Source organism: Anaerococcus tetradius ATCC 35098, from assembly GCF_000159095.1.
Lineage (GTDB): Bacteria > Bacillota > Clostridia > Tissierellales > Peptoniphilaceae > Anaerococcus > Anaerococcus tetradius.
Genome location: NZ_GG666347.1, coordinates 1 through 545, shown reverse-complemented (window position 1 = coordinate 545; position 545 = coordinate 1). Strand labels below are relative to the sequence as shown.

General features: G+C 29.9%; 2 pseudogenes. Both read right to left on the bottom strand.

Annotation, left to right across the window (positions count from 1 at the left end):
* Positions 1-219: pseudogene (locus HMPREF0077_RS10105) on the bottom strand (recombinase family protein); the annotation flags it as partial.
* Positions 212-545, bottom strand: a pseudogene (locus HMPREF0077_RS10100) (recombinase family protein); the annotation flags it as partial. The pseudogenes HMPREF0077_RS10100 and HMPREF0077_RS10105, both read right to left, overlap by 8 nt.

Sequence of the window (545 nt, the reverse complement as noted above, 5' to 3'; positions counted from 1 at the left end):
CTCATAGTCCTTGTACACTCTTAAAATCTTTATATCTTTTTCGTTTGCAGCTTTTATGCAAAGTTCTTCCTGCATTTCAAGTGAATTACTTTTATCCCTGTAAGCTTCCTTTCTTTCCTGTGATAATCTAACATAAATACCGGCAATGTATATTTTTTCAATCACTTTTACAACTTCTGTTTCTGATTGTGATATATGCCTATTTTTTGTTCTAGCCATAGCATACCTCACTTTCAGCGCTTACAAGACTTTTATTCATAACAGTGGGTATAGTTTTTAACTTCCTGCTTTTATCGATACTTTTCTTTTTTATAGTGTTGGCTTTAATGTCAGACTTATCCATTTTTGTCATTTCTTCAAGTAAAGACAATTCTTCAGTATGATTAAACCTAACATCTATCGTCTTATCTTCAGAAATAAAAATTTTATCAATAAGCATCACAACAGACAATCTATCTATTTCAGATAAATTTTTATACTTGTTAATGTCAATGATCCAACTCTTATTTTTGTCAATCTTCTCCTTAGTATCTTCCTGTTTTTTT